This window comes from Streptomyces sp. 3330 (assembly GCF_031456635.1).
GTDB lineage: Bacteria > Actinomycetota > Actinomycetes > Streptomycetales > Streptomycetaceae > Streptomyces.
On the sequence record NZ_JAVDVA010000010.1, the window covers coordinates 89,296 to 108,593 of the forward strand.

Genomic DNA, 19,298 nt, shown 5'->3' on the forward strand with positions numbered 1-19,298 from the left:
CGTAAGGCGGTCACCGGGCCGACTCCTCCAGCGCCCGCAGCACATCCGCCACCAGGTCCTCGGGATCCTCGGCGCCGACGGACAGCCGGATGAAGCCCTCCGGCACCGCGTCCCCGCCCCAGCGCCCGCGCCGCTCGGCGGTGGACCGCACCCCGCCGAAGCTCGTCGCGTCGTCCACGAGCCGCAGGGCGTCGAGGAAACGCTCGGCACGCGCGCGCGTGGACAGCGTGAACGAGATCACGCACCCGTAGCGGCGCATCTGCTGCGAGGCGACCTTGTGGGACGGGTCGTCCGGCAGCCCCGGGTAGCGCAGTCCGCTCACCTCGGGCCTCCCCCGCAGCGCCTCGGCGACGGCCATGGCGGTGGTGTTCTGCCGCTCGACGCGCAGCTGGAGGGTGGCGATCGACCGGTGCGCGAGCCAGGCCTCCATGGGCCCGGGGATCGCCCCGACGATCTTGCGCCAGCGTCGTACGGCCGTCATCGGCGTACCGGCCCGTCCGGTGACATAGCCGAGGAGGACGTCGCCGTGTCCCGTGAGCTGCTTCGTGCCGCTGGCCACCGAGAAGTCGGCGCCGAGTTCCAGCGGGCGCTGCCCGAGCGGGGTGGCGAGCGTGTTGTCCACGGCCACCAGAGCGCCACGCGCGTGTGCCGCCTCGACGAGCCGCCGGATGTCGCACACGTCGAGCCCGGGGTTCGAGGGAGACTCGATCCACAGCAGCTTCGCGCCGTCCAGGACGTCCAGCTGCGCGTCGCCGCCGGTCGGCGCGGTGCGCACCTCGATGCCGTACGCCTCCAGCTGCGCACGCACCAGGGGCAGCACCTGGTAGCCGTCGTCGGGCAGCACGACGGTGTCACCGGCACGCAGCTGGGAGAACAGCACCGATGAGATGGCGGCCATGCCGGAGGCGAAGGCGAGCGTCTCGACGTCGTCCCGGCCCGGCGCCTCGAGCTCGCCGATGGCGTGCTCCAGGTGGGTCCAGGTCGGGTTCTCGTCGCGGCCGTAGGTGTACGGGCCGGTGGGCTCTCCCGGCAGGTGGAAGTGCGCTGCGAACACCGGCCCGGGAAGGGTGGGCTCGTACTTCACCGGCTCGGGCAGCCCCGCCCTCACCGCGCGCGTGCCTTCTCCGGGGCCCTGGGAACGCTCTCCGTCGGTAGCGGATCCGCTCATGCCATTCGTCCTTCCACGTCGTCTCGTGCGGCGGCGAGCAGACCGGCGCTCGCCTCCTCCACCATCTCAAGGCATTCCTCGAAGCCGCTCAGGCCCCCGTAATAGGGGTCGGGGACGTCGAGGTCGTCGGCCGCCGCGGGATCGTAGGACCGGAGCAGCCGAACCTTCGCCGCGTCCTCCTCCGTGGGTGCGAGGAGGCGCAGGGCTTCGAGATGGCCGGAGTCGAGGGCGATGACGAGGTCGAGGCGGGCGAACCAGGACGGCTCGAAGCGCCGGGCCGTGTGGTCGAGGACGTAGCCGTGCTCCTCCAGGACGGAGAGGGCACGGGGGTCGGCGTCCTCGCCCTCGTGCCAGCCGCCCGTGCCGGCGCTCTCGACCTCGATCAGTTCCTCGAGACCGGCGTCGTCCACCCGCGCGCGGAAGACCGATTCGGCCATCGGCGAGCGGCAGATGTTGCCGGTGCAGACGAAGCAGACGCGGTAGGTCATCGCGGCATCAGTCGTTGTCGGGCATGACGACGTTGAGAGCCCAGGAGACGACGGAGATGATCAGGCCGCCCAGGACCGCGGTCCAGAAGCCCTCCACGTGGAAGCTCAGGTCGAGCTTGTCGGCCAGCCACGAGGTCAGCAGCAGCATCAGGGCGTTGACCACGAGGGTTATGAGGCCGAGCGTGAGGATGAACAGGGGGAAGGTCAGCACTTTGACGATCGGCTTGACCAGGAAGTTCACCAGGCCGAAAAGCAGTGCGACGACGACAAGGGTGCCGATCTTCTTGCCCGTGCTGTCACCGGTCAGGGTGATCTTGTCGAGCAGCCAGACGGCGACCGCCAAGGCGCCTGCGTTGGCGATCGTCTTGACTACGAAATTCTTCATGTGTCTGATCGTGGCAGAGAGATCGAGAACGAGCACCGACAAGGGCGGACAAGGTCGATGAAGGCATTCCGGTTGGACGAACTGGAGGCGGAGCGAGCCGCCAACGACGGTGCGTACCTGCAGTTTCTGCGTGAACGGAACATGTCGGTCGGGCTGTACGCGCTCGACGCCGGCGCGCACGATCCACAGAATCCGCACCAGCAGGACGAGGTGTACTTCGTCGTGAGCGGGCGGGCCTCGATCACGGTCGGTCTGGAGACCACGCAGGTGGCGCGGGGCAGCGTGGTGTACGTCCCGGCGGGCGTCGCCCACAAGTTCCATCACATCAGCGAGGACCTTCGCGTCCTGGTCGTGTTCTCGCCGGCGGAGGGCTGAGCTCCAGCGCCCGGGGCCCGCATCAGGACCCCGCCCAGACCTTGTCCAGACCCCGCCCAGACCCCGTCCAGAGCCCCCCGGAGCGGTCCTGAGCTCGGCTGCGCGGTGCCCGTCCGGCGCGCAGTCCGAGCGGGTCCGCCTGCCGGTCGACCGGGGTCTCGGGGTTCCCTAGGGGTTCGGTCAGGGGAGGACAAGGGGTGTGAGGCCCCCGTCGGCACCCTCTTCGGACCTAGCATCGGCGGCAGGACATCGAAACGCTCCGGCCCGACAGGGGAGCCGGACATCGAACGAAGAGGATGAGGACAGGGCGATGCGAGAGATCTTCGCGGGAATGCCGTGGTGGGTGAAGTGGGTCGCGGTGCCGGTCATCGCCCTGGTCGTGTTCGGCGGTCTCATAGCCAGCGTCGTCGGGTTCGTGATCGGACTGCTCTTCAAGCTGCTGGTCTTCGTCGCGCTGGTCGGCGGACTGATCTACGTCGTCCGGAAGTTCACGTCGAGTTCCTCGTCGCGCAGCGACTGGTGAGCGGTGCGGGAGGCCGGTGAGCGGTAACAGGAATCGCCTGTTCCCTCGGCCGGGGGAAGTTTCCCTGACAGCTCGTCTGTACGCGGTGGCAGACGATTAAAGTCCGGAACTCGTCGCGGGGACGAACCCCCGCGAGTGGCGCACACACCCCCTCCCGTGTTCCCCGCACGGACCTCCCCCCTCGCGCTTCGGAAGTGACCCATGGTCATGGTTGACACCGCATCCGCAGAACCGTACGCACCCCCCGCACGGCCGCGGTCCGCCGCACCCCCGCTGCAACGCCCGCCGAACCCGACCACCCCCGAGGATCCGCACCCCGCCGTCACCCTGATCGGCTCCGTCCAACGCGCCATGCGGCTGCTGGAGTCCGTCGCGGAGCACGAGTACGGGGCGCCGGCCAAACAGCTCGCCCGGGAGACCGGGCTCGCGCTGCCCACCGCCTACCACCTGCTGCGCACCCTCGTGCACGAGGGCTATCTGCGCCGGGACAGGGGGCTGTTCTTCCTCGGTGAGGCGGCGGAGCGGCTCGGCAGGAGCGGAGCCGCGCAGAAACGTCGCAGCACGGTCGCCGACACCCTCGCCCAGTGGCGCGATTCGATCGGTGTCCCCGTGTACTACGCCAGGTACCGCGACGGCGAGATCGAGATCATGTGCGTGTCCGACACCCCGGGCAATCCGGCGGTCGAGGAGTGGGCCGACTTCGGCGAGACCGGACACGCGCACGCCATCGGCCAGTGTCTGCTCTCCCAGCTCGACGAGGACGCCCGCCGCGATCATCTGGAGCGCTATCCCGCCGAATCGATCACGCCGTACACCGTGCGTGACAATCACGCTCTGTTGCGACGCCTGGAGCGGATGCGGCGGATGGAACCGGTCGTCGAGCGGCAGGAGTACGCGCTGGGCACGGTGTGCGCCGCCGTCCCGATCACCGTGGGCACCACGGCGTCCACGATGGCGATCTCCCTGCCCGCCCATCACGCCGACCGTCTGCTGCCGGCGGCTCGGCAACTACAGAGCGAGATCGGCCGGCTGCTGGGATCGCTGGCGATCTCTATCAGTATCTGAAAACTCACTCCTTGTGATCTGTTGTGCACGTTCAGCAAGATGCGTGCAGTGTCAGAAGGTCCATTCCCGGCCAGTCGGCGGCAAATGACGGGGTAAGGCGATGCGCGAGTCCGTACAGGCAGTACAGGCAGAGGTCATGATGAGCTTCCTCGTGTCCGAGGAGCTCTCGTTCCGCATTCCGGTGGAGCTGGGTTACGAGTCGTGCGATCCCTACGCCGTGCGCCTCACCTTCCATCTGCCCGGTGATGCCCCGGTGACCTGGGCTTTCGGGCGCGAGCTGCTCATCGACGGGGTGGGCAGACCGTGCGGCGAAGGGGACGTCCGTGTCTCGCCGGTGGATCCCGATGTGCTGGGGGAGGTTCTGATCCGGCTTCAGGTCGGCGGCGACCAGGCGCTGTTCCGCTCCTCGACAGCCCCGCTCGTGGCGTTCCTCGACCGCACCGACAAGCTGGTCCCCTTGGGCCAGGAGGGTGCTCTCGCCGATTTCGACGCGCATCTGGACGAGGCGTTGGACCGGATCCTGGCGGAGGAACAGAGCGCCGGCTGACATGCACGGGAAGCGAGCGGTGGCGAAACGCGCGGCGGTGGATGCTTCGGCGCGGTCACTGGTGTGCAGTAACGCTTCTTCATGGGGTGGGGCGGGCGCGCCACGGCCTTGCCGGGAGAGGTGAGGCGTGCGCCCGAGTCGGCCCGCGCGGGCGCCACCCGGGCGTCCTCCCCTTCAGCGCTTGCGCCGCCTGCCCCGTCCGCCCCGGGCCGGTGCGCTGCCCGCGACCGCGGCCCCCGCCGAGGCCGCTGGGACGGCTTCCTGAGCCGTCACGGGTGCCTTTCCTGACCCCGGCCGGTCGGCGGAGACCACCAGGGCCGCCAGGGCCGTCGTGACGGGCACGGAGGCGACCAGACCGATCGAGCCCACCAGGGTGCGGACGATCTCCTCGGCGACCAGTTCGCTGTTGGCGACCGCGCCCACACTGCTCTGCGCGATCGAGAAGAGCAGCAGCAGCGGCAGCGCGGCACCGGCGTAGGCGAGGACGAGCGTGTTGACCACGGACGCGATGTGGTCGCGGCCGATGCGGATGCCGGCCCGGTACAGACCCCGCCAGCCCATCGCGGGGTTGGCCTCGTGCAGCTCCCAGACCGCCGAGGTCTGCGTGACCGTCACGTCGTCGAGCACGCCGAGAGAGCCGATGATGATGCCGGCCAGCAGCAGACCGCTCATGTCGATCGACGGGTACAGGCCGTGGATCAGACCGGTGTTGTCGTCCGTGTTCCCGGTGAGCGCGGCCCAGTCGATGAACAGCGAGCCGAGGACGCCGATCAGCAGCAGCGAGATCAGCGTGCCGAGCACCGCGACGGAGGTGCGGGCCGAGAGCCCGTGACAGAGGTACAGCGCGATCAGCATGATGGCGCTCGACCCCACCACCGCCACGACCAGCGGGTTCGACCCCTGGAGGATCGCGGGCAGGACGAAGAAGTTCAGCACCATGAAGCTGATGGCCAGCGCGACCAGCGCCATGACGCCCCTCAGCCGCCCGACGACCACGACGGCGACCGCGAAGATGATGGCCAGGACCGCCATGGGAATGCGACGGTTCACGTCGGTGACCGAGTACTGGAGGTCCTTCGGCGCGGAGGGTTCGTAGGCCACCACGACCTTCTCGCCCTGCTCCAACTGCCGTGTCTGGTCGGGCTGGACGATCTCGGTGAACGTACGGCCCTTGTCGTCGCCCGTGTCCACCCGGATCGTGGCGCGCTTGCAGGTACCGCTCGCCTGCTGCTGCGCGGAGGAGCCCTCGGCGGTGGAGGTGTCGCCGGTGGGGGTGTCGCCCGAGGCGTTGACCGACGCGCAGCTCACGCTCACGACCTTGGTGACCGTGGCCTGCTGGGTCTGCCGGTCGAAGCCGACTCCGGTGCGCTCGTGCGCCGGGGCTCCCCCGGGCCACAGCACCACGAGTCCCACCAGTACCGCGGCCCCGAACGGGATGAGGATGGCCGCGATGACCTTGCGCAGGTGCTGGGACACCGGGGCGGCAGGGCCGTGGCTGTGACTGTGCCCGTGGGAGTGCCCGTGCCCGCCGTCAGAGCCGGATCCGGAGTCCGAACCGGGTGCGGGCCCGTCGCCCGGACCATGACCAGGTCCGTCACCCGGACCGTGGCCGTGACCGCCGCCGTGGCCCCCGCCGGTGCCGCTCCCGGCGCCACCGTCGTGACCGTGCCCATGACGGTGTTCGTGGGCAGCGTCGTATCCGTCACCAAAGCCTGGACCAGGGACGGGAGCAGAGCCGGAGCCGGGTCCACGTTCAGGGTGAGGGAACGAGTCAGGACGCGGGCCAGGGCCAGGACGAGGGCCGGAACCGCGGTCAGGGCCGTACTCCTGGCGAAGGGCGGGTCCGTCCGAGTAGCCCCGGCCGTCTCCGTATCCCTGGCTGTTCCCGTAACCCGGGTCGGTCCCGGCCCCCTGCCCCTGCCCCTGCCCGCTGCTTCCGTATCCCTGCCCCTGCCCGTCCTGATGTCCGCTACCGGGCACGGGCCCTGCCCCGGGGCGCGGGCGTTCGCTCGAGCCGGGTGCCTGACCGCTGGGGGTGCCGACGGTGCCGGCGGTGCCGACGCGTCGCAGTCCGCCGAGCCCACCGGCGTAGCCCGGCCCACGGTCGGGGTTACGGGGCTGGTCGTGACCGCTGTTGAAGTCACGGTCGCCTCTGGGGCCGCTTTCGGAACCGCTTCCAGAACCGATTCCGGAGCCATTGCCGGGACCACCGGCGGCGCCCGGTCGGCGGGGCGGCTCGGGCGGCGGATACGGGGGCTGGTGTGTCGTGGTCACCGACCGATCATCGCAAGAACGACAGGGGCCCTCTGTTCACCGCGCCAGAAAGGACGCTAGCGTGGAGCCAACCTTTGCACACGCGGGAGCTCGGAGCACCGGGCTGAGAGGGCGCTGACCTCCGTCTTCGCGATGTTTCACGTGGAACGTCTCTCGAATCGAGTGATGTTTCACATGAAACGTCGGCAGGCGGTAGCCGCTGCGTCGACCGCCGAACCTGTTACCGGGTAATGCCGGCGTAGGGAGTAGGTCTCATGACCAACAAGGACGCACGCACGCCTGCCTTCACGCAGAACGCGACCAGCGACAGCACGGTCGACGGGAACGACACGGAGGCCGGGAAGTCCATCGGCTGGCACAAGGGGTACGTCGAGGGCGCTCGCCCCGATCTACGTGTGCCGGTTCGTCAGGTGCATCTCACCAACGGGCAGTCGGTCACCCTGTACGACACCTCCGGCCCGTACACCGATCCGCTCGTCGAGACCGACGTCCGCAGGGGCCTGTCGCCCCTGCGCGAGAACTGGATCATCGCCCGCGGCGACACCGAGGAGTACGCCGGCCGGCCGGTGCGCCCCGAGGACGACGGCATCAAGCACACCTCACCGCGCGGCGGTCTGCGTAACCTCGACGCCGTCTTCCCGGGGCGGCCGCGCCTGCCGCGCCGCGGGCGGGACGGCGAGGCGGTCACCCAGCTCGCGTATGCGCGCCGGGGGGAGATCACACCCGAGATGGAGTTCGTGGCCATCCGGGAGAACGTTTCTCCCGAGGTCGTCCGCGAGGAGATCGCGGCGGGCCGCGCCGTCCTGCCGGCCAACGTCAACCACCCGGAGATCGAGCCGATGATCATCGGCAAGCGGTTCCTGGTGAAGGTCAACGCCAACATCGGCAACTCGGCGGTGACGTCCTCCATCGAGGAGGAGGTCGACAAGATGACCTGGGCGACCCGTTGGGGTGCCGACACGGTCATGGACCTCTCGACCGGCCGCAACATCCACACGACCCGTGAGTGGGTGCTGCGCAACTCCCCCGTCCCCATCGGCACGGTGCCGCTGTACCAGGCGCTGGAGAAGGTCGACGGCCGGGCCGAGGAACTGACCTGGGAGATCTACAAGGACACCGTCATCGAGCAGGCCGAGCAGGGCGTGGACTACATGACGGTCCACGCCGGCGTCCGCCTGCCGTACGTCCCGCTCACGGCCCATCGCAAGACCGGCATCGTGTCGCGGGGCGGCTCGATCATGGCGGCCTGGTGCCTCGCCCACCACAAGGAGTCGTTCCTCTACGAGAACTTCGAGGAACTCTGCGAGATCCTCGCCGCCTACGACGTCACGTACTCGCTGGGCGACGGGTTGCGTCCGGGCTCCATCGCGGACGCCAACGACGCGGCGCAGTTCGCGGAGTTGAGGACCCTCGGGGAACTCAACCGGATCGCGAAGCGTTTCCATGTTCAGACGATGATCGAGGGCCCGGGACACGTCCCGATGCACAAGATCAAGGAGAACATCGACCTTCAGCAGGAGATCTGTGATGAAGCTCCGTTCTATACGCTCGGCCCACTGACGACGGACGTCGCGCCGGCGTACGACCACATCACCTCCGGCATCGGCGCCGCGATGATCGCCTGGTGGGGCACGGCCATGCTCTGCTACGTCACGCCCAAGGAACACCTGGGCCTGCCCAACCGCGACGACGTCAAGACCGGCGTGATCACCTACAAGATCGCCGCCCACGCGGCCGACCTCGCCAAGGGGCACCCCGGCGCTCAGGAATGGGACGACGCGCTGTCGGACGCCCGCTTCGAGTTCCGCTGGGAGGACCAGTTCAACCTCGCCCTCGATCCGGACACGGCACGGGAGTTCCACGACGAGACGCTCCCGGCGGAGCCGGCGAAGACGGCCCACTTCTGCTCGATGTGCGGGCCGAAGTTCTGCTCGATGAAGATCAGCCAGAGCATCAACGAGCGGTTCGGCGCCGGGGCGGCCGAGGGGGCTTCGGCGGAGGAGATCGCCGAGGGCATGCTGGAGAAGTCGAGGGAGTTCGCGGCGAGCGGGAACCGGGTGTACCTGCCGCTGGCTGACTGACGTACGCGGACCGGCGCTGTCCTCGAGGTCCGACCCCTGGGGACGGCGCCGCCACCGTGTCGGCATGGCCGCTCCCGGGGGAGGCGCTTCGGAGGGGCCCGAGCGAGGTGCAGGCCGAGCGCCGGGGTGATGCCCGCGGAGGCCGCCTCACGCCGGCACCGGTCGCTGCGCCGCGGCCCGACGGCACGCTCTTCGCGGTCGTCCAGGAGGAAAGTGTCGTGCTCGTTCGGTTGCCTCAGGGCGTCCGCTCGGCAGACTGGCCTGCATGACAGCGCGATCCCTGAGCAAGGGTGCCAATCTGCCGGTCGACGTACCGGACGTACGGATCGAACTCAGCTGGGCCGAGGGGGCCGGTGGGCCGGACATCGACGCCTCGGCGCTGCTGCTGGCGCAGGACGGACGGGTGCGCGACGACGGGGACTTCGTCTTCTACAACCAGCCGCAGCACACGTCCGGCGCCGTTCGCCACCTCGGCAAGCGGAGCGAAGGCGGTATCTCGACCGACACCGTCCAGGTGGAGCTGGGCTCGCTGGAGAGCGCCATCACGCGGGTGGTGCTGTGCGCGTCGGCGGACGGCGGCACCTTCGGACAGGTGACCGGCCTGACGTTGAGACTGCTGGGCGGGGACGGGGGCTCCGAAGTGGCCCGCTTCGAGATGCAGGCCGACACCGAGACGGCGTTCATCGCCGGTGAGCTGTACCTGCGCGAGGGGCGCTGGAAGTTCCGGGCGGTCGGGCAGGGGTACGCCTCCGGGCTCGCGGGGGTGGCGACGGACTTCGGGATCACGGTGGACGACGAGCCGGAGCAGACCCTCGTCCCACCGAACCGCCCGGCGGCCGTCCCACCGAACCGCCCGGCGGCCGTCCCACCGAACCGCCCGGCGGGCACCTCGTGGCCCGTCCCTCCGGCTGCGGTCACCCCGCCGCCGACCGCTCCGCCGACCGCTCCGCCGACCGCTCCACCGACCGTCACCCCGCCGCCGCCCGCCCCGCCGACGATCACCCCACCGGCCACCGGCCCGTCGTCCGGTCCCCGGCTGACCAAGGGGGAGGAGCGGCTTCCCGTCGACATGCGCAAGCGGTTGTCGCTGCGCAAGGAGCAGGTCGCCGTCAGCCTGAGCAAGCGGGGGGCGGTGGGGATCAGCGCGCGGGTCGTGCTCGTCCTCGACGCCTCGGGGTCCATGGCGTTCCTGTACTCACGGGGTGTGGTGGCGGACGTCGTGGAGCGCATGGCGGCGGTGGCCGCAGAACTCGACGACGACGGCGAGATGCAGGCCTGGACCTTCGCCAGTGATGCCGCCCGCCTTCCCGACCTGCGGTTGGGCGAGCTCCCCGAGTGGCTGCGGCTGCATGTGCGGGTGGGCGAGATCAGCCTGTTCCGGCGGAGCAAGAAGCCCCGCAAGGGGATGGAGCCGGGCCAGGTCGACATGCGCTCGGTCGGCATCCAGAACGAGGAACAGAAGGCGATTGCCCAGGTCAGAGCGTTTGTCCGGGAGAATCCGGCGGCAGCCCCGACCTTGGTGCTGTTCTTCTCCGACGGCGGGGTCTACCGCGACGCGGCGATCGAGCGGGAACTGCGGGCGGCGGTCGAGGAGCCGATCTTCTGGCAGTTCGTGGGACTCGGCCGGTCCAACTACGGGGTCCTGGAACGGTTCGACACGCTGCCCGGACGCCGCGTCGACAACGTCGGGTTCTTCTCCGTGGACGACATCAGCACGCTTCCGGACCAGGAGTTGTACGACCGGCTGCTGTCCGAGTTCCCCAGCTGGGTCACCGCGGCCGGCCGGGCGGGCATCCTCTGACCGGAGGACGGGGCAGTCGAGGACAGGGCCACCGGGCCACCGGAAGACGGGACGAACAATTCCAGGTCGCTGACCGGCAGTTCCGGTCTCTGACCGGATGGCCGGATGGCCGGACGGACGCTTCGGACCACGGGTCGGCCCCCGGCGACCTCGGTCCGCGCTGGGCGGCACGCCGAGCACCGCGGGGCAGCACGGAACCGTGGGGCGGCTCTCCGCGAGAGCCGTCCGGCGCCCGGCGTACGGCTTGCGCTCCCCTCGGCGGGGTCGGCGGGGGCGCAAGCCGAGCGCCTAGTCCGGCTGGTGGTCCGGGCCGCCGAAGTCCGGGCTGGTGTAGTCCGGACTGCTGAAGCTCGGGCGCGGGCCGGTCGAGCGGCCGTCGTCCGGGCTGCTGAAGCCCGGGCGGTCGTAGCCGATCTTCGGAAGGCGGCCGGTGGGGGCCGGTGGCGCCGGGTCGGCGTGCAGGGCGGCCGCCGTGCCGGGGTCGGCGAGGGCCTCCTGGAGAAACGGCAGAATGCCGCGTTCCAGCAGGGCGTCTCGCCAGGCTTCCCTGGCCTGGTCGACCTCCTCGCTCAGTTCGCCGTACGGTCCGGCCTCCAGGGAGGGCCGGTTGCGCAGGGCGGTGAGCAGCAGCGCGACGGTGGCGACGAGCATCGCGGCCACGGCCACCGCCCCGAACGTCCAGCCGGCGGTGACCATGGTCCGGGCGAACCCCTGCTCGGGGTCGAGCACCCTGAGGAGGTAGCCGACGAGCAGGAAGATCACCGCGGCGGTTCCGGCCAGGACGGGGGTGAGGACGGCGGCGACGGCGCCCGCCCCGGCGGCTTCGGCGGCCTGGGCCGCCTCCCCCATGGTGGTGGCGAGCCCCATCGCGGCCGCGCCCGGCTCCGCGGAGCCGGTCTCGGACGCGGACGACGGGGTGGACGGCGCCGGGTGGCGCAGTTCTTCACGGACCTTCACGTAGTGCTGGTACTCGGCCGCCGCGGCCACCGTGATGAGTGCGGAGGCGTTGAGCGCCATCGTGCGCAGTTGTTCGGGGTTGAGCCGCTGTCCGACCGCGGCCAGTTCCGGGTGGTGTGGGGCGGAGCGCAGCGCCTCGTCGAGGATCCGCTCGTACTCCTGGCGGTCCTCGCTGTTCAGGTGCTGCGGAACGCTGTTCATCTGCATCCCCCGATGCTCCGTAGGGCTTGGGGCTCGCATGCCAACGAGCCGTCGGGCAGAAACGGAGGGGAGCCTGCTACGGATAACCCGATGGTAGAGCGGCGACGGCCCGGGGTGACAGGGGGTTTGCCGAAATTGGCCCCTGGCCTGCGCCGCCGCCGAAGGGTCCTCGGTGGGGTACTTCCGCCCCCGGAGCTGCCCGGGAAGTGCCCGGGGAATACTCAGCTCTCCAGGGGCAGTTGCTGGACCAGCAGTTTTCCGGCCATCGTCACGCCGCCGTCCATCGCGATGGCCAGCCCGTCGGCGTAGACGTGCGGTCCCTCGACGTGCGGACCGCCGTTGTCCTCGCCGTCCTCGGAGCCGACTTCGCCCAGCAGGTAGGGAATCGGGCTGTGGCCGTGAACGATGCGGGTGCCGCCATACGTATCGAGCAGGGAGCGTACGGCGTCGGCGCCGCCCTCGTCGCGGAAGGAGAAGCGCTTGGTGAACTTGCGGAACAGGTCCCAGACCTCATCCGCGTCGTTGCGCGTGATCGTCTCGCGGACGGTGTCGTTGACCGCCTCGATCGAGTCGCCGTAGTCGAGGTAGGCCGTGGTGTCGGAGTGCACGAGCAGGTGACCGTCGACCTCCTCGACCGCGTCGAGGCGGGACATCCACTGGAGGTGGTGGTCCTGGAGACGGTCCATGTCGTACTTCTGGCCGCCGTTGAGCAGCCAGGCCGCCTGGAAGGTGGCGGTGCCGGCGCCGGAGTTGACGGGCGTGTCGCCGAAGCGCTTGGCGCCGAGCAGGAGCAGTTCGTGGTTGCCCATCAGGGCCTTGCAGTACCCGCCGGCCGCGGCGGCCTCGGCGGACAGCCGCATGACGAGGTCGATGACGCCGATGCCGTCCGGGCCGCGGTCGGTGAAGTCACCGAGGAACCACAGCCGGGCGGTTCCCGCGCACCAGCTCCCCGCGGAGTCGACCAGGCCCTTCTCCTGCAGCGCGGCCACCAGTTCGTCGAGGTAGCCGTGCACGTCGCCGACGACGAACAGCGGTCCCGGGCCGGTCGTGGGCGCCGGGGCCTGGACGGCCGCCGGGTCCACGGTCACCTGGAGGGTGTCGCCGCGCCGGCTGATGACGGGCAGGTCGCGCTGGGTGGGCGTGTAGCCGTCCGGGTGCTCCAGCGGCTCTTCGAGAGGCGGCGCGGCGTTGCCCGGTTCTGTTCCGGGGTCGTACGGACCGGTCTCGTGGACGTACGCGGGCACCCGGAAGTCGCGCAACGTCGCCGTCCGCTCCACCTCGGGTCCCTGACCGGCCCCCTGAGTCATCAGACCCCTCCACCATCGCGCCGCATCTGCACCCTTCGAGCTGCCTGGTCGCAGCAGCCCGCGGTGCCGTGCGTCCATCATAGGAATGCGGATCGTGCCGTGTGATGACCCAGGGGTGGTGAATCGGAGCAAGGCTCCAGTTCATCGCGGCTTTCGCCCCGATTGGGCCGGGCTTCGGCAGCCCGCGCTCACGCTGCGCGCACCTTGCCCGCACCCGCACCTCACCCCCGCGGGCTGCTCTGTCGGTCGAACCGGGGGAGGGCGTCCGCCCGGCAGGGATGATTTCGGCGGCCGGAGCAAGGTTCCTGATGCGGCTGTTATGGAAGCGACGCCCGATGTCTCCGGCACCGCCGAAAACCGCCCGTACGTGCCTTCCGCGAACGTTCGTTGACGCGGCTAACGGACGGACGGACGGACGGTCGGACGGCCGGACGGCCGGACCGCCGAGGGGTTACCGGCCGGCTCCGGAGCGTCCGGACCGCCAGGCCGCTCCAGATCGCCCGGCCCCTCGGACCGCTCCGACCGCTCGGAACCCGGCACCGGACATCCCCCCCCGACACCCCGCACCACCCCCCAGGTGGTCTGGCCCCCCGGGTCTACCGGCCCCCCCCCGTGAACGGGCCTCCCCTCCCGGCCCGCCCCTCGGGCGCGTCGCCGCTCCCCACGATCCGTGCCGTGGCGACGGCCGGGGGCAGCGGCGACGCCGTGCTACTTCTCCTCCGGCGCCCGGGGCGGGCTGACCGTGGTCCGCGGAGGGCGTCGCTGCGAGGACGTGCGGACGAAAAGCTCGGTCGGTATCACCTGCTCGACCGGGCGGTCCGCCTCCTCGCCCTCGATCGCGTCGATGAGGAGCTGCACCACGGCCGTGCCGATGCGGCGCGGTTTCAACGAGAGGGTCGTGACGGGCGGCTCGGTGTTGGCATACACCGTGGACTCGCTGCAGCACACGATCAGCAGGTCCTCGGGGACCCGCAGTCCGTAGCGGCGGGCGGCGGCCAGCAGGTCGGTGCCGTTGGGGTCGAACAGGCCGTAGACGGCGTCGGGCCGGTCGGGGCGGGCCAGCAGCCGGTCGGCGGCCACGGCGCCCGCGCACGGGTCGTGCGCGGGATAGGCCTCGTAGACCGGGTCCTGGCCGACCCGCTCGCACCACCGCAGGTACGCGCTGGTCGACAGGTGGGTGTACGTGTCCGTCGTGGTGCCGGTGAGGAGGCCGATGCGGCGGGCGCCGGCGTCGGCCAGGTGGTCGAGGATGTCGAGGACGGCGGCCTCGTGGTCGTTGTCGACCCACGCGGTGACGGGGAGCGAGCCGGCCGGGCGGCCGTCGGAGACGACCGGTAAGCCCTGCCGGACCAGCTCGCTGACCACCGGATCCTGGTCGGACGGGTCGATGACGACCGTCCCGTCCAGAGCCACGTTGGACCAGACGTCGTGACGCGAGGTCGCGGGGAGGATGACGAGCGCGTAGCCGCGGGCGAGCGCGGCGGAGGTGGCGGCTCGCGCCATCTCCGCGAAGTACGCGAACTCGGTGAAGGTGAAAGGTTCATCCCCGTACGTCGTCACGGTCAGGCCGATGAGGCCCGACTTGCCGGTACGGAGGGTTCGGGCCGCCGCCGATGGGCGGTAGCCGAGTCGGTCGGCGACCTCGCGGACATGGCGTCGGGTGGCGTCCGGGAGCCTGCCCTTGCCGTTGAGGGCGTCGGAGACGGTCGTGATGGAGACTCCGGCGGCGGCGGCCACGTCCCTGATGCCCGCCCGGCCCGGCCGGCTGCCTCGGCGTGAGGTTTCCGCGCGGCTCACCTGGTGCTTCCCTGCTGCTGTCATGGCGAGCCGATAGTAGGGCTCATTCGGTGGGGTAGGGCGGACGCATATGCACGCGTTGACAGGCACGTTTCTGCAAGGGCAAAGAGGGTTAAGTACCTTGGAAACAAAGGTAGTTGGCGCACCCAATGCCAGGACGTGACGCATCGGTACGGATGAGCCTGCCAACGCACCGATGTTTCGAAGAGGTCTCAACTCACCTGCACGAGGGATGCGCGCCACGGAGTGCACTACCGGCGCGTAGATATATGTGCAGCGCGCCCCCTGCCGCGTACGCCTTCGTGCGGCTTCGTCCGCAGAAGTCGCGGAGGTCCCTCCGATTCGGGCGGCGGCGGCCGCCCAGCTGTACGCACCCGAGCGGAATCCTCATAAGGTGAGCAGTATTGAAGCCGGTGGTGGTCACGAGGAGGACTGCGGTGAGCGAGACGAGCCCCAAGCTGCGCGCCGAGCTGGAGGGGATCCCCACCTACAAGCCGGGCAAGCCGGCCGCGGGCGGCGGCCCTGTGGCCTACAAGCTGTCCTCCAACGAGAACCCCTATCCGCCGCTGCCGGGCGTGATGGAGACGGTGACGGCGGCGGCCGCCTCCTTCAACCGCTACCCGGACCTGGCCTGCACGGTTCTGGTCAACGAGCTGTCCGAGCGGTTCGGTGTGCCCGCCTCCCACGTGGCCACCGGGACCGGTTCGGTCGGTGTCGCCCAGCAGCTCGTCCAGGCCACCTCGGGTCCCGGCGACGAGGTGATCTACGCCTGGCGGTCCTTCGAGGCCTACCCGATCATCACGCAGATCAGCGGCGCGACGGCGGTGCAGGTGCCGCTGACGCCGGGGGACGTGCACGACCTGGACGCGATGGCCGACGCGATCACCGAGCGGACCCGGCTGATCTTCGTCTGCAACCCCAACAACCCCACGGGCACCGTCGTGAAGCGGGCCGAGCTGGAACGGTTCCTCGACCGGGTGCCGCGTGACGTGCTGGTCGTGCTCGACGAGGCGTACCGGGAGTTCATCCGCGACCCCGAGGTGCCGGACGGCGTGGAGCTGTACCGGCAGCGGCCCAATGTCTGCGTCCTGCGGACCTTCTCCAAGGCCTACGGCCTCGCCGGGCTGCGGGTCGGCTTCGCCATCGCCCATGAGCCGGTGGCGCAGGCCCTGCGCAAGACCGCCGTGCCGTTCGGTGTGAGCCAGCTCGCCCAGGAGGCCGCGATCGCCTCGCTGCGGGCCGAGGACGCGCTGCTCGGCCGGGTCGGTTCCCTGGTGTGCGAGCGCCTCCGGGTGGTCGAGGGGCTGCGCGCGCAGGGCTGGACGGTGCCCGAGACCCAGGCCAACTTCGTGTGGCTGCGGCTCGGCGAGCACACGGTCCCGTTCGCTGCCGCGTGTGAGCACGCAGGTGTCGTGGTGCGGCCGTTCCCGGGCGAGGGCGTGCGGGTGACGATCGGGGAGAACGAGGCGAACGACATCTTCCTGAAGGTGGCGGAAGGGTTCCGCAAGGAGCTCTAGCGCGTCGGTGGTGCTGGTGCTGGTGCTGGTGCTGGTGCTGGTGCTGGTGCCGACGCCGGTTGGGCCGGCCGTCGGCGGCTGTGCCGGTTCCGGCTGGTCGGCGAGGGTCACAGGGGGGTTTCCGCGAGTAGGCGGGGACCCCCCTTCTGCTGTCGAAAATCGGTACGGCATACTAGCTTGTGAATGTGAACGCTTTCACAAGCGTGATCCACGAGCGTGAGGTAAGGAGTGACGACGTGGACCTGGCTTTGGCGCCGGAGACACTGGCGCGCTGGCAGTTCGGCATCACCACCGTCTACCACTTCCTCTTCGTCCCCCTGACGATCTCCCTCGCGGCCCTCACCGCCGGGCTCGAGACCGCCTGGGTGCGCACGGAGAACGAGAAGTACCTCAGGGCGACGAAGTTCTGGGGCAAGCTCTTCCTGATCAACATCGCGATGGGTGTCGTCACCGGCATCGTGCAGGAGTTCCAGTTCGGCATGAACTGGTCCGACTACTCGCGCTTCGTCGGAGACGTCTTCGGCGCCCCGCTCGCCTTCGAGGCCCTGATCGCTTTCTTCTTCGAGTCCACCTTCATCGGTCTGTGGATCTTCGGCTGGGACAAGCTGCCGAAGAAGATCCACCTGGCCTGCATCTGGATGGTCTCGATCGGCACGATCCTGTCGGCGTACTTCATCCTCGCGGCCAACTCGTGGATGCAGCACCCCGTCGGCTACCGGATCAACAAGGAGAAGGGCCGGGCCGAGCTCACCGACTTCTGGGCCGTGCTGACCCAGAACACCGCGCTCAGCCAGGTCTTCCACACCATGTCCGCGGCCTTCCTCACCGGTGGCGCCTTCATGGTCGGCATCGCCGCCTTCCACCTGTACCGCAAGAAGCACGTTCCGGTGATGAAGACCTCGCTGCGGCTCGGCCTGGTCACCGTGGTCATCGCCGGTCTGCTCACCGCCGTCAGCGGTGACGTGCTCGGCAAGGTGATGTTCAAGCAGCAGCCGATGAAGATGGCCGCCGCCGAGGCCCTGTGGGACGGCGAGGCGCCCGCTCCGTTCTCGGTCTTCGCCTACGGCGACGTCGAGAAGGGGCACAACAGCGTCGCCATAGAGATCCCGGGCCTGCTCTCCTTCCTCGCGAACGACGACTTCAGCTCGTACGTCCCCGGCATCAACGACGTGAACAAGGCCGAGCAGGAGAAGTACGGTCCCGGCGACTACCGGCCCAACATCCCCGTCGCCTACTGGGGCTTCCGCTGGATGATCGGCTTCGGCATGTCGTCCTTCGCGATCGGCCTGGCGGGACTCTGGCTCACCCGCAAGAAGTTCATGCTGCCGCAGCACCTGAGGGTCGGTGAGGACGAGGTCCCGCACGTGGTGCTGTTCAAGAACAAGGCGCTCAGCCCCAAGCTCACCAGGCTCTACTGGCTGGCGGCGATCTGGACCCTGGGCTTCCCGCTGATCGCCAACTCCTGGGGCTGGATCTTCACCGAGATGGGCCGCCAGCCCTGGGTCGTCTACGGCGTCCTCCAGACCCGTGACGCGGTCTCCCCCGGGGTCTCCCAGGGCGAGGTCCTCACGTCGATGATCGTCTTCACGGCGCTCTACGCGATCCTCGCCGTCATCGAGGTCAAGCTGCTGGTGAAGTACGTGAAGGCCGGCCCGCCCGAGCTCACCGAGGCCGACCTCAACCCGCCCACGAAGATCGGCGGCGACTCCCGTGACGCCGACAAGCCGATGGCCTTCTCCTACTAGGCCGAGGGAGCTGCACAGTCATGGAACTGCACGACGTCTGGTTCGTCCTGATCGCCGTCCTGTGGACCGGCTACTTCTTCCTGGAGGGCTTCGACTTCGGGGTCGGCATCCTCACCAAGCTGCTCGCCCGCGACCGGCCCGAGCGACGGGTGCTGATCAACACCATCGGTCCCGTCTGGGACGGCAACGAGGTATGGCTGCTCACGGCGGGCGGCGCGACCTTCGCCGCCTTCCCCGAGTGGTACGCCACGCTCTTCTCCGGCTTCTACCTGCCACTGCTGCTCATCCTGGTCTGTCTGATCGTGCGGGGCGTCGCCTTCGAGTACCGGGCGAAGCGGCCCGAGGAGAACTGGCAGCGCAACTGGGAGACGGCGATCTTCTGGACCTCGCTCCTTCCCGCGTTCCTGTGGGGCGTCGCCTTCGGCAACATCGTGGGGGGCGTCAAGATCGACCAGGACTTCGAGTACGTGGGCAATCTCTGGGACCTGCTCAACCCGTACGCGCTGCTCGGCGGTCTGGTGACCCTGACGCTGTTCACCTTCCACGGTGCGGTGTTCACGGCCCTCAAGACCATCGGCGAGATCCGGGAACGGGCGCGGAAGCTGGCGCTCAAGGTGGGACTCGCCACCGCCGCGTTCGCTTCGATCTTCCTGCTGTGGACGCAGATCGACAGTGGTGACGCCAAGAGCCTGGTCGCCCTGGTCGTGGCGGTCGGCGCCCTGGTGGCGGCGCTGGTGGCGAACCAGGCGGGACGCGAGGGCTGGTCGTTCGCGCTCTCCGGGGTCACGATCGTGGCGGCCGTGGCGATGCTCTTCCTGACGCTCTTCCCGAACGTGATGCCCTCGACGCTCAACGAGGACTGGAGCCTCACGGTGACCAACGCCTCGTCGAGCCCGTACACCCTGAAGATCATGACGTGGTGTGCGGGGATCGCCACGCCGGTCGTGCTGCTCTACCAGGGCTGGACGTACTGGGTGTTCCGTAAGCGGATCGGTACGCAGCACATCGCCGAGGTCACGCACTGAGTCTGGTGTGGGGTGTGTTTCACGTGAAACACACCCCATGAG

The 19,298-nt window shown here is 69.7% G+C and carries 16 protein-coding genes and 1 riboswitch; of the genes, 9 read left to right on the forward strand and 7 right to left on the reverse strand.

Annotated elements, in window-relative coordinates:
* Window positions 1-10: 10 nt before the first annotated feature.
* From J2X68_RS18555 to J2X68_RS18565, 3 genes are read right to left on the reverse strand one after another with little or no spacing between them, the layout of a single operon-like run.
* On the reverse strand, window positions 11-1,168 hold the full coding sequence (locus J2X68_RS18555) for a cystathionine gamma-lyase (RefSeq protein ID WP_310433654.1): 1,158 nt from the start codon (window positions 1,166-1,168) through the stop codon (window positions 11-13).
* Entirely contained in the window at window positions 1,165-1,656 is a 492-nt protein-coding gene (locus J2X68_RS18560; protein ID WP_310433655.1) for a low molecular weight protein-tyrosine-phosphatase, read from the reverse strand. Before J2X68_RS18560 ends, J2X68_RS18555 begins: the two co-directional genes overlap by 4 nt.
* 7 nt (window positions 1,657-1,663) lie before the next feature.
* Window positions 1,664-2,041: a phage holin family protein gene (locus J2X68_RS18565; RefSeq protein ID WP_310433656.1), complete on the reverse strand. Its 378-nt coding sequence runs from the start codon at window positions 2,039-2,041 to the stop codon at window positions 1,664-1,666.
* Between the two features lie 57 nt (window positions 2,042-2,098).
* Here J2X68_RS18565 and J2X68_RS18570 point away from each other — a divergent pair, with 57 nt between their 5' ends.
* The 4 genes from J2X68_RS18570 (at window position 2,099) to J2X68_RS18585 (ending at window position 4,551) form a co-directional block, all read left to right on the forward strand.
* Window positions 2,099-2,416, forward strand: a complete 318-nt coding sequence (locus J2X68_RS18570; protein WP_310433657.1) for a cupin domain-containing protein — start codon at window positions 2,099-2,101, stop codon at window positions 2,414-2,416.
* 310 nt (window positions 2,417-2,726) lie between these two features.
* Window positions 2,727-2,939, forward strand: coding sequence for a DUF5326 family protein (locus J2X68_RS18575; RefSeq protein WP_020130691.1), 213 nt, complete (start codon window positions 2,727-2,729; stop codon window positions 2,937-2,939).
* Window positions 2,940-3,140: 201 nt separating this feature from the next.
* Window positions 3,141-4,004, forward strand: coding sequence for an IclR family transcriptional regulator C-terminal domain-containing protein (locus tag J2X68_RS18580; protein WP_310433658.1), 864 nt, complete (start codon window positions 3,141-3,143; stop codon window positions 4,002-4,004).
* A 100-nt stretch (window positions 4,005-4,104) separates the two neighbouring features.
* Window positions 4,105-4,551 carry an SsgA family sporulation/cell division regulator gene (locus J2X68_RS18585; protein ID WP_310433659.1) on the forward strand — a complete coding sequence of 149 codons (447 nt, stop codon included), beginning with the start codon at window positions 4,105-4,107 and terminating at the stop codon, window positions 4,549-4,551.
* A gap of 174 nt (window positions 4,552-4,725) precedes the next feature.
* Here J2X68_RS18585 and J2X68_RS18590 read toward each other — a convergent pair whose 3' ends face one another.
* A complete protein-coding gene (locus J2X68_RS18590; protein ID WP_399040263.1) occupies window positions 4,726-6,027 on the reverse strand; it encodes a YibE/F family protein in 1,302 nt (433 codons plus the stop codon).
* Between the two features lie 870 nt (window positions 6,028-6,897).
* Window positions 6,898-7,087: riboswitch (TPP riboswitch) on the forward strand.
* Between J2X68_RS18590 and thiC the strand changes: the two genes are divergently transcribed.
* Complete coding sequence (gene thiC / locus J2X68_RS18595) at window positions 7,080-8,906, forward strand: phosphomethylpyrimidine synthase ThiC (RefSeq protein WP_310433661.1); 1,827 nt, start codon at window positions 7,080-7,082, stop codon at window positions 8,904-8,906. (Overlaps the previous riboswitch by 8 nt.)
* Before the next feature lie 265 nt (window positions 8,907-9,171).
* A complete protein-coding gene (locus J2X68_RS18600; protein WP_310433662.1) occupies window positions 9,172-10,707 on the forward strand; it encodes a VWA domain-containing protein in 1,536 nt (511 codons plus the stop codon).
* A 288-nt stretch (window positions 10,708-10,995) separates the two neighbouring features.
* Here J2X68_RS18600 and J2X68_RS18605 read toward each other — a convergent pair whose 3' ends face one another.
* From J2X68_RS18605 to J2X68_RS18615, 3 genes are all read right to left on the reverse strand, one after another.
* A complete protein-coding gene (locus tag J2X68_RS18605; RefSeq protein WP_310433663.1) occupies window positions 10,996-11,871 on the reverse strand; it encodes a hypothetical protein in 876 nt (291 codons plus the stop codon).
* Between the two features lie 215 nt (window positions 11,872-12,086).
* Window positions 12,087-13,172: a metallophosphoesterase gene (locus tag J2X68_RS18610; protein ID WP_310433664.1), complete on the reverse strand. Its 1,086-nt coding sequence runs from the start codon at window positions 13,170-13,172 to the stop codon at window positions 12,087-12,089.
* Window positions 13,173-13,880: 708 nt separating this feature from the next.
* The gene (locus J2X68_RS18615) at window positions 13,881-14,993 is read right to left on the reverse strand and encodes a LacI family DNA-binding transcriptional regulator (RefSeq protein WP_267019436.1); all 1,113 of its coding nucleotides are present in this window, start codon (window positions 14,991-14,993) and stop codon (window positions 13,881-13,883) included.
* Between the two features lie 413 nt (window positions 14,994-15,406).
* Here J2X68_RS18615 and hisC point away from each other — a divergent pair, with 413 nt between their 5' ends.
* The 3 genes from hisC (at window position 15,407) to cydB (ending at window position 19,256) form a co-directional block, all read left to right on the forward strand.
* Window positions 15,407-16,486, forward strand: coding sequence for a histidinol-phosphate transaminase (gene hisC, locus J2X68_RS18620; RefSeq protein ID WP_310433665.1), 1,080 nt, complete (start codon window positions 15,407-15,409; stop codon window positions 16,484-16,486).
* 236 nt (window positions 16,487-16,722) lie between these two features.
* Window positions 16,723-18,231, forward strand: coding sequence for a cytochrome ubiquinol oxidase subunit I (locus J2X68_RS18625; RefSeq protein ID WP_310433666.1), 1,509 nt, complete (start codon window positions 16,723-16,725; stop codon window positions 18,229-18,231).
* A gap of 20 nt (window positions 18,232-18,251) precedes the next feature.
* Window positions 18,252-19,256, forward strand: coding sequence for a cytochrome d ubiquinol oxidase subunit II (cydB, locus tag J2X68_RS18630; RefSeq protein ID WP_310433667.1), 1,005 nt, complete (start codon window positions 18,252-18,254; stop codon window positions 19,254-19,256).
* The last annotated feature ends 42 nt before the right edge of the window (window positions 19,257-19,298 follow it).